Here is a 9,909-nt window from a genome sequence, read left to right on the forward strand (position 1 = left end):
GGGCAGCAATGGCGACATCGCGCGCACGGGCACGCGGGTGCAACGTGGACGCCATGACGCGCGACGGTCAAGATACGTCACCGCCCCCCCCCGCCCCGGATGGACGGCTGCGCCTGATCGGGCTGCGGGTGCTGCGGGTGGTCATATGGACGCTGCTGGCCAGCATCGTCCTGCCTGCCGCACTGCTGCTGGTCCTGACGCTGCGCCTGTCCACCGGGCCGATCGACGTGACGCCGGTCGTGCGGCTGATGACGCCGCTGTCGGTCGTGCATACGCCCGATCCCACCGGACGGCTGGGCCGCCTGACGGTAGGCCGCGTGCTGGTGGGGTGGAACGCGCTGCATGCGGGGATCCGCGCGCCGCTGGAAGTCTGGGCGAGCAACGTGACCATCATGAACGCGGATGGCACCATCTCCAACCGCATCAGTCACGGGCATGTCGTGGTCAATACGCCCGCGCTGGTCCACGGGGACGTGGTGCTGCGCCACCTGTCGGTAAGTGACGTCCACCTGACGCTGGAACGGGGCACGGACGGGGAAATCGGGATCGACCTCGGTCCCGACATGCCCGACGATAACAGCCATTCCCACAGCCATCCGGTGGATCTGTCGCGCCTGCGGCGGCTGATCGTCTCGGATGCGCAGATCAAATTCACCGACCACATCTCGGGACAGGTATGGCAGACGCGCGATGCCTCCGCGAACCTGCATATCGTGTCGCATGACGGGCAGATCGGGGCGAGTGGCTCGGCCGGTTTCATGCTGGAGGGCAGTGGCAAGCGCCTTATCATGAGGGGGGAAGGGAACGAGGTCTCCCCCGGTCATATCGACTGGACGGTGAAGCTTGATCCGGTCAGTCCCTCGGCCTTCGTGCCGGGACAGAAGGACGTGGCGGCGCTGGACCTGCCGGTGGGCGGGACGCTGCAGCTGTCGCTGGCGTCCGGCGGGGCGGGACAGTTCATGACGCCGCGGACGCTGGGCGTTGACCTGAAGGTCGGCAATGGCGCCATTACCACGCGCAGGAGCGGAAAGCTGCTGGTTGGCGACGGGGAGGCGCATCTGGTCGCCTCGTTCGATCCGGGGGGGCAGGATGCGCCGTTCGATGGTCCGTTCCGCGCCACGCTGGAAAAGATGGTCGTGCACCTGCGCGCGCCGGGCCATCCCGATGACGACGGCAGCGGCCCCACACTGACGGCGACGGCAAGCCTGCATGCCTCCTCCCTCGTGCATCCGCGTGATCTGGGCATCGGCATCTCGGCCGAGGCGCTGGCGCTCGATTTCTCGACGCTGGGGGATTTCTGGCCGGCGGGCGCGATGAAGGGCGCGCGGCGCTGGGTCACGACCAACATTACGAAGGGACATGTCAGCGAGCTTCAGGCGCGTGTGGGGCTGGTCAGCCATGACGGGTGGAACAACCTCGACCTGACATCGCTGACCGGCGACATCCGCGCCGACGGGATGGAGCTGTACTGGCTGCGCCCGATCCCGCCGCTGCATGACATGGACGCCCACCTGACGTTCGAGGGACCGGACGAAATCGCGATCAGCTTTGACCATGCGTACCAGCTGGTTGACCGCACCGACCGCCACGTCAACGCGACGGGGGTCGGGCGTATCGAGGTCGGGCCGGGTTCGATGCTGATTACCGGCCTGATGAAAAAGGTCCAGATGGGGGACATCAACACCACCCTTCAGGGCAATGCGCGCGATATCCTGGCCCTTCTGGCCGAACCCCGGCTCAACGTCCTGTCGCGCCATCCGATGACCTTTACCTCTCCTGCGGGCAGGGCCAACGTCTCGCTGCATATCGCGCTTCCGCTGGATGCCCATGTCAAGCTGGCACAGATCGACCTGCGCACGCATACCGACCTGGCGCAGGTGCATCTGGGCAATGTGGTGATGGGGCGGTCCCTTGATGCCGGGCGCTTCGGGATCGACGCATCGATCGACGGGCTGCTGCTCAAGGGGACGGGCAATCTGTCGGGCATTCCGTCAACGATCCTCTATACCATGGATTTCCGTGCCGGGGCGCCCGACCATGCGGTCGAAAGCGCGAGCGTACAGGGATACCTGACGCCTGCCGGCGTGCGTCGCGCCGGTCTGGACACCGGGGAGCATTTCGGCGGCAGCGCCGCGCTGGATGTGGATTATGACCGTTATCCGGGCGGAAAGGCGCAGGTGGACGTTGACCTCGACCTCAAGCGTTCGGCCCTGACGATCCCGATCTGGAGCAAGCGGGTGGGCGAGGACGCGAATGCCTCTGTCGTCATAAACCTCGATCACGGGCGCGTCGCCTCGATCGAGGACATACGCGCGGTGGGGCCGGAACTGCTGATTGACGGGCATGCCGAAACGGCCGAGGGGATGAGCCGCCGCCTGATCCTGCACGGGTTCCGCGTGGGGCGTTCGAACGGCAACGCGATCATCACCATCCCGGCCGGGGAAAAGGATCCCTATGGCGTATCGGTCGCAGCCCGCGTGCTCGACCTGTCGCCGCTGCTGGAATACCAGAAACAGAACGAGAAGGCGGCGGATGGAGCGGCCGCGAAGCCGCCGGCAAAGGGATACCACATGCCCGAAGCCGCCAGCGGACGCGTCAAGAGCGCGCCGGGCCGCAGCTGGAACATCAATGTCGATGCCCGTACCGTCTTCTATAACAGGACGCAGTCGATCCAGGGCGTGCATAGCCATCTGGAGGATGACGGTGTCCGCCTGATGCGCGGGACATTTTCCATGACAGGCCCGACCGCCGCCACCGCGACGCTGGTCCCGCATGGACAGAGCCGCGTCCTGTCGATGCACATCGCCGATCTGGGCAGCCTGCTCAAGGCCATGAAGCTTGGCGACCAGATGGAAGGCGGGCAGGTCGATCTGGAGGGATCATTCGACGATGTGGACGCCAGCGCGCCGTTTTCGGGACAGCTGAGTACCGGCCCCTTTGTCCTGCGGCAGGTGCCCTCCATCGTGCGGATGGTGAACAATGCCTCCATCTACGGCTGGATGAAGGCGCCGCATGCGCCGGAATTCCAGGTGGAGCATGTCAAGGTGCCCCTGACGTTCCGCGACGGCGTGGTCAATATCACGGACGGGCTGGTCAGCAATGCCTCGCTGGGGGCGACGGTGGCCGGACGCATCAACCTCGACCAGGCGACGCTGGATCTGGACGGGACGATCATTCCGGCATTTGCCGTCAATGCCGCGCCCGGCCATCTGCCCGGCGTGCTGGGATGGCTGTTCAGTCCTGAAAAGAACGGCGGCGTGGTCTCGGCCACGTACCAGATCAGCGGGTCGTTCGATAACCCGAGCGTGCACGTCAACCCGTATGCCCTGCTGCTGCCCGGTTTCCTGCGGAATCTGGCCCACCTGCACTGAACCGGCGTGCGCTGAACCAGTGTGCCCTCAGCCTGTGCGGCGGGCCGCTACGCATTTATGTGGGGCGTGCCTTACGTATCGGGCGTGATGCTGTCACGCGCGGGTAAAAGGAAGAGGACCGTCAGCAGGGAACAGGCGATGCAGCCCGTGACGTACCAGTAAAACCATTCCTCATGCCCGGCTTCCTTGAACCACAGCGCGACATATTCCGCCGTGCCGCCAAAGATGGAAACGGTCAGCGCGTAAGGCAGCGCCACCCCCAGTGCCCGGATGCGGGTGGGGAACAGTTCCGCCTTCACCACCGCGTTGATCGAGGTGTATCCCGAAATGCACAGCAGCGCGATCACCACCAGCAGCAGCGCCATGCGCGGGGAGTGCGCCTGTCCCAGCGCGTGCATCAGCGGAACGGTGACGATACAGCCGATGACCCCGAACGACAGCAGCAGCGGCCGCCGCCCCACGCGGTCCGACAGCGCGCCGAATACCGGCTGCGCCAGCGCGAAGATCGCAAGTGCCGTGGTGGAGACGACCGTTGACTGTTCCCGGCTCAGCCCCGTCGTGTTGACGAGGTATTTCTGCATGTAGATGGTGAAGGTATAGAACGCGACCGTCCCGCCAAGGGTCAGCCCGCAGACCGATATGACCTCCCGCGGGTGACGCAGCAGCACGCGCAGGCCGCCTGTCGCGCCGGGATCGCGGGTGGCGTGGCGGAACTGTTCGCTTTCGGCCATGCCGCGCCGGAACCACAGGACCGAAAGCGCCAGCAGCGCGCCGATGCCAAAGGGAACGCGCCACCCCCATGCCCCGAGCTGTTGCGGGGTCAGGATGACGAACTGCAGCAAAAGCAGCACCACCAGCGCCAGAAGCTGCCCCGCCACCAGCGTGACATACTGGAAACTGGCGTAAAATCCGCGCTGCGCCGGGGGGGCGATTTCCGAAAGGTACGTGGCGCTGGCCCCGTATTCCCCGCCAAGGCTCAGCCCCTGCACCAGCCGCGCCAGCAGCAGGATGGCGGGGGCCGCGATGCCGATGCTGTCATAGCCGGGGCATAGCGCGATCGTCAGCGATCCCGCGCACATCGCCAGCACCGATATGCTGAGCGCAAAGCGGCGGCCGTGGCGGTCGGCCACCAGCCCCATGATCCATCCCCCGATCGGACGCATCAGGAAGCCGATGGCGAAAATCGCGGCCGTGCGCAGCAGCTCCGCCGTCTGGCTGCCATGAGGGAAGAACGCGTGGGCGAAATACAGCGAAAACGCCGCATAGACGTACCAGTCGTAATATTCGATCAGGTTGCCCGATGAACCGGCAACGATGCTGCGTATCCGCTGGCGCGTCGTCAGCGTGACGTCGGGGGAAGGGGGAATGTGCATGGATTGGGGTGTCTTGCGTCCATGAAGGGCGGGGGAAGGGGGATCAGGCGTTTTCGGCGCTGCCGGCGATGATGGGGCGTTCGGCCTCTTCTTCGGGGATCAGGCCGGCCATCGCGGCATGGAGGCGCTTTGTATCCAGCTCCCTTTCCCAGCGGGCGAGGACGATGGTGGCCACCGCATTGCCGATGATGTTCGTCAGCGACCGGCATTCCGACATGAACCTGTCGATCCCCAGGATCAGGGCCATGCCGCTGACGGGCACGTCCGGCACCACCGCCAGCGTCGCGGCAAGGGTCACGAACCCCGCCCCGGTCACACCCGCGGCCCCCTTCGAACTGATCATCGCCACAAGCAGCAGGGATATCTGCTGCCCCAGCCCCAGGTCCACGCCGGTTGCCTGCGCGATGAACAGGGCGCACAGCGACATATAGATGTTGGTGCCATCAAGGTTGAAGGAATATCCCATCGGGATCACCAGCCCGACAACCGATGGCGCGCACCCGGCATTTTCCATCTTGGTCATTAGTGACGGCAGTGCGGATTCCGACGAACTCGTCCCCAGCACGATCAGCAGTTCCTCGCGCAGGTAGGCCAGAAGGGGCAGGATGCGAAAGCCGTTATAGCGCGCGACAAGCCCCAGCACGACGATGATGAACAGTGCCGAGGTCGCGTAGAATGTCAGCACGAGGAAGGCGAGGTCCAGCACCGAACCGATGCCGAAGCGGCCGATGGTGAACGCCATGGCCCCGAACGCCCCGATGGGGGCCGCCAGCATGACCAGCCGCACGACGCCAAAGACAAGCTCCGTCAGCTGTTTGAACAGCGACAGGATCGCATGCCCGCGCGGCCCCATGTGCGACAGGCTGATGCTGAACAGGATCGCGATCAGCAGCACCTGCAGGATATCGCCCGACACGAAGGCGCTGATGACGGTGTCGGGGATGATGTTCAGCATGAACCCGCTGAAGGTATGGGCCTTGGCCTGCGCGGCGAAGGACGCCACGGCCTGTCCGTCCATCAGCGCGGGATCGGCATGCACGCCGGCACCGGGCCGCACGATATTGGCGACCAGCATCCCCACCACCAGCGCAAGGGTGGAGAAGGTCAGGAAATAGACCATCGCCTTCCCCGCGAGGCGCCCCGCCTTGCCCAGGTCCGACAGGCCGGCCACCCCGGTCACCACCGTCAGGAAGATGACCGGCGGGATGATCATTTTCACCAACCGTATGAAACCATCGCCAAGCGGTTTCAGCGCGGTCCCCGCCTGCGGCCAGAAATGGCCGATCGCAATGCCGGCGATCACCGCGACGATCACCTGGAAATACAGGCTTCGGAACAGGGAGCGCGGACGCGGCGCCGTCGTCGTCGGGGAAACGTGGATCATGCGGTTGAGGCCCTGGTGAGGAAACGGTCCGGCCATGCCGGGGAAACAGGATGGAGGGGCAGCCTATCGCGCCCGTGGCGTGTGCGGGATTGAAAAGCTGGTGACCCGCCGGAGGGCGGAACGGTTCCGGCATAGCATGAAGGGCTGATATTCCAAAAATGTATGGTCGGGCTGCTGTATCTGCATTACAGGCTGTGGACATGTTTTGTTCTTTTTTGAGGAAGGATATGGGCTTGGGGGGACATCCGTCTTGTTCGACACGCTGACCACGATCGCGATATGGACCTCGGCGCTGTGCGCGGTGACGGCCTGCCTGCTTCTCTTCGCGCTGCTGCGCCAGCGCGATGGCGGCCGGGCGGAGGAGGACCTGCTGGCGCGGCTGTATGTCATGGTCGAACGCGAAAGTGCCGCCCGCATGGCCGATGCCGAGGCCCAGCGCGCGCGCCTTGCGGAAATCGAGCGTGTGCTGACCGCCCGTCTGGAACAGCGTCATCAGGACACGTCGCAGGGGCTGGGCCGCATCGCCAGCATCGTCAGCCGGGAAATGGGCGACATGCGCTTGAGCCTGTCGGAGGCCTTGCGCGCCATGACCGCCGACAGCGCCACCCAGCTGGAGGCCATACGCGAGGCGGTCAACGAACGCCTGCACGAGGCGGTGGAACGCCAGATGCAGACATCCTTCCGCCGTGTGCTGGAACAGCTGGCCTCCATGCAGCAGGCAATGGGCGAGGTTTCGGCCATGACCGCGCAGGTCGGCGACCTCAAGCGCCTGTTTTCCAATGTCAAGACGCGTGGCGGATGGGGGGAGGCGCAGCTGCGCGCCATCCTGGACGACGTCCTGCCCGAAGGGGCGTATGAGGCGAACTGCCGCCTGAGCGACAAGAGCCGGGAGGTAGTGGAATTCGCGGTGCGCATGCCCGTCAAGGCCTCCGTTCCCCCCGTGCTCGCCATCGATTCCAAGTTCCCGACCGAGGCGTACGAGCGGCTGTTGCAGGCGGTGGAGGATGTAAATCCCGACGCCGAACGCGCCGCGCGCCGCGCGCTGGAGACGACGGTCCGGATCGAGGCGCGCAAGATCGCCGCCAAATACATCCTGCCCCCCGTCACGGTGGAATTCGCGGTCCTTTACCTGCCGACCGACGGGCTGTATGCCGAGGTCGCGCGCATTCCCGGCCTGATCGATGAAATCGGACGCACCAGCCGCGTCATCATCATGGGGCCGGGGCTGATGCCCGCGATGCTGCGCACGATCCACCTTGGCTATGTCACGCTGGCGCTGGAGAAACGCACCGACGACATCGCGCGCCTGTTGGGGGCAACGCGTCAGGAAATGCTGCGTATGGACGGGGTGCTGGAAAAACTGGCGCGCAATGCCTCGGCCATGAGCAGTTCGATCGACGAGGCCCGGCGTCGCACCGGCGCCGTCACGCGACAGCTGCGCGATCTGGACACCGCGTCCTTCGCGCCAGACGCGTCCGCTGACGACCCCGTGGCGCCCGACGGGCACGGGGCGGGGGCGGAACCCGATGCGGCGGGTGGGCAGGATGCGCCCGCGGCCGGTCACCGCGCCGTGCCGCTTCCTTTCGAGTGAAAGGGATTTTAATAGCTGCGGGTATCCATCCTCCCGCATATTCGGAGTTGTCATGACAGGTCCCGACACATCCGATCGCGTTGAAAACGCGGCTTCTCCCGTCATCCCGACCGGGCCCAGTGTCCTGTTGGTGGAAGATGACGTCAAGATCGCGCAGGAAGTGGCGGAGGAACTGGAAAGCCGGAACTTCAGGGTGCGGCACGAATCCTCGGGCTCCGCAGGGCTGGAGGTCGGGCTGACGCACGACTTCGATGTGATGGTCGTCGACCGCATGCTGCCCGAACTCGACGGGCTCAGCCTGATCGAAACCCTGCGCGAACGTCAGGTGCGCGCACCCGTGCTGGTGCTGTCCGCGCTGTCGGCGGTCGATGACCGGGTCAGCGGCCTGAAGGCGGGGGGCGACGATTACCTGACCAAGCCCTTCGCGATGGAGGAACTCGCAGCGCGGCTGGAGGCCCTGCTGCGCCGTCCCACCAACTCGCGCGAGACAATGCTGCGCGCCGGTCCGCTGACGATGGACCTGATCGAGCGCACCGTGACGCGCAACGGGGAGCGGATCGACCTGCTGCCGCGCGAATTCAGGCTGCTGGAATACCTGATGCGCCGCCCCGATCAGGTGCTGACGCGCAACATGCTGCTGGAGGATGTGTGGAATTACCGCTTCATCCCGCAGACGAACCTTGTTGACGTCCATATCGGCAAGCTGCGGCGCAAGGTGGACGAAAATGGCGGACCTTCCCTGATCCAGAGCATACGTGGCGCAGGGTTCATGCTTCGTGTTTCTAAATGAACTGTTCCGGACCGCGACATTCCGCCTGACGCTGGCGGTTGTCGCGGCCATGATCGGCTCCGCCGCGTTCCAGTTCTTCCTTGGCTACAGTCAGGCCACGGTGTTCGAGGCGCGGCGTTCGGACACGCTGCTCTACCGCGAAGCCGCCCTGTTGCAGACCGAAAGTCAGGAGGACCTTGAACGCAAGGTCCGCGACCGCGCGACGGATGACCTACGTGTCATCATGAATGTCACGACGCTGTTCGATCATGACCATCTTTACATTGTCGGCGACCTGCATGACTGGCCCGAAGGGCTGGTGGCCGACGGTCATGTCCATGAAATCAGCCTGCAGAACACCGACCATTCCCCCGGCGTCCTGCGCATGCTGGCGGTCAGCGTGCGGGGGGGACGTTTCCTTGTGCTGGGGCGAAGCTGGCACATGCGCAGCGAACTGCGCCTGATGATGCGCCACTCGCTGCTGGTTTCCATCGTGCCGACCGTGTTGTTCGCCCTGATGACCGGCATCGTGCTGAGCCATCGCGCCCTGGCGCGCGTCAAGGACATGCACGAGGCCATTGACCGCATCATGGAAGGCGACCTGCATGAACGTCTGCCGGCGGGTCGGCAGCGCGACGACCTGCAGCGCCTGGCGGGCAGCGTCAACAGGATGCTCGATCGCCTCGAACGCCTGATGGACGAGATACGTGACGTGGGCAACGATATCGCCCACGACCTGCGCACGCCGCTGACGCGGGTGCGGGCGCGGCTGGATCGCGCGCGTTCCGCCGGGCATTCGGCCGAGGCACTGCGCAACGTGATCGCGCGCGCCATCGACGATCTCGATCAGTCGTTCGCCGTCATCACCGCGCTGCTGCGCATTGGCGAGATCGAGAACGGACGCCGCCGGGTGGGATTCGGGACGGTGGACCTCGACGGTCTGGCGGCCGACATCATCGACCTTTACGAACCCATTGCCGAAAGCAAGGGAATCGTGCTGCGCCACACCCCCGGACATGGCGTCATGCAGGTGCTGGGGGATCGTGACCTGCTGATCGAGGTCCTGGCCAACCTTGTCGACAATGCCATGAAGTTCACGCCCGAAGGTGGCCACGTCACCATCCGGACCTATGAGGACGCCGATGGCGTGTCGCTGCAGGTGGAGGATACGGGCATCGGCATCCCGCCGCAGGAACGCAAGGCGGTGACGGGGCGTTTCTACCGCTCCGACAAAAGCCGGCACGTCCCCGGCAGCGGGCTGGGCCTCAGTCTGGTGCTGGCGATCGTGCAGCTTCACAATGCCGTACTGCGCATTGGCGCCGCGCGGCGCGACCCCGATCTGCCGGGTGCCGTTTTTACAATCTGTTTCGTTGCCGCATCGCATGCGCTGCCCCCGCCGGACGAGGCGGCGTGAAGACATT

General features: G+C 65.3%; 6 protein-coding genes. 4 read left to right on the plus strand and 2 right to left on the minus strand.

Going from position 1 to position 9,909, the window contains the following annotated elements; translation table 11 throughout:
• Positions 1–8 precede the first annotated feature (8 nt).
• Complete coding sequence (locus NJLHNGOC_RS00380) at positions 9–3,371, plus strand: DUF3971 domain-containing protein (RefSeq protein ID WP_239021239.1); 3,363 nt, start codon at positions 9–11, stop codon at positions 3,369–3,371.
• A gap of 71 nt (positions 3,372–3,442) precedes the next feature.
• On the opposite strand, the gene NJLHNGOC_RS00385 is transcribed toward NJLHNGOC_RS00380, so the two are convergent.
• Both NJLHNGOC_RS00385 and NJLHNGOC_RS00390 read right to left on the minus strand, forming a co-directional pair.
• Positions 3,443–4,744, minus strand: coding sequence for an MFS transporter (locus NJLHNGOC_RS00385; RefSeq protein ID WP_113594614.1), 1,302 nt, complete (start codon positions 4,742–4,744; stop codon positions 3,443–3,445).
• 43 nt (positions 4,745–4,787) lie between these two features.
• Entirely contained in the window at positions 4,788–6,128 is a 1,341-nt protein-coding gene (locus NJLHNGOC_RS00390) for a dicarboxylate/amino acid:cation symporter (RefSeq protein WP_113594615.1), read from the minus strand.
• Between the two features lie 250 nt (positions 6,129–6,378).
• Here NJLHNGOC_RS00390 and NJLHNGOC_RS00395 point away from each other — a divergent pair, with 250 nt between their 5' ends.
• The 3 genes from NJLHNGOC_RS00395 to NJLHNGOC_RS00405 are packed head-to-tail and all read left to right on the plus strand — an operon-like array spanning position 6,379 to position 9,902.
• Positions 6,379–7,719, plus strand: a complete 1,341-nt coding sequence (locus tag NJLHNGOC_RS00395; RefSeq protein ID WP_239021240.1) for a DNA recombination protein RmuC — start codon at positions 6,379–6,381, stop codon at positions 7,717–7,719.
• A 52-nt stretch (positions 7,720–7,771) separates the two neighbouring features.
• Positions 7,772–8,509: a response regulator transcription factor gene (locus NJLHNGOC_RS00400; protein WP_113594616.1), complete on the plus strand. Its 738-nt coding sequence runs from the start codon at positions 7,772–7,774 to the stop codon at positions 8,507–8,509.
• On the plus strand, positions 8,496–9,902 hold the full coding sequence (locus tag NJLHNGOC_RS00405) for a sensor histidine kinase (RefSeq protein WP_113594789.1): 1,407 nt from the start codon (positions 8,496–8,498) through the stop codon (positions 9,900–9,902). Before NJLHNGOC_RS00400 ends, NJLHNGOC_RS00405 begins: the two co-directional genes overlap by 14 nt.
• The last annotated feature ends 7 nt before the right edge of the window (positions 9,903–9,909 follow it).

Origin of the sequence: Novacetimonas cocois (assembly GCF_003311635.1) — a bacterium.
Taxonomy (GTDB): domain Bacteria; phylum Pseudomonadota; class Alphaproteobacteria; order Acetobacterales; family Acetobacteraceae; genus Novacetimonas; species Novacetimonas cocois.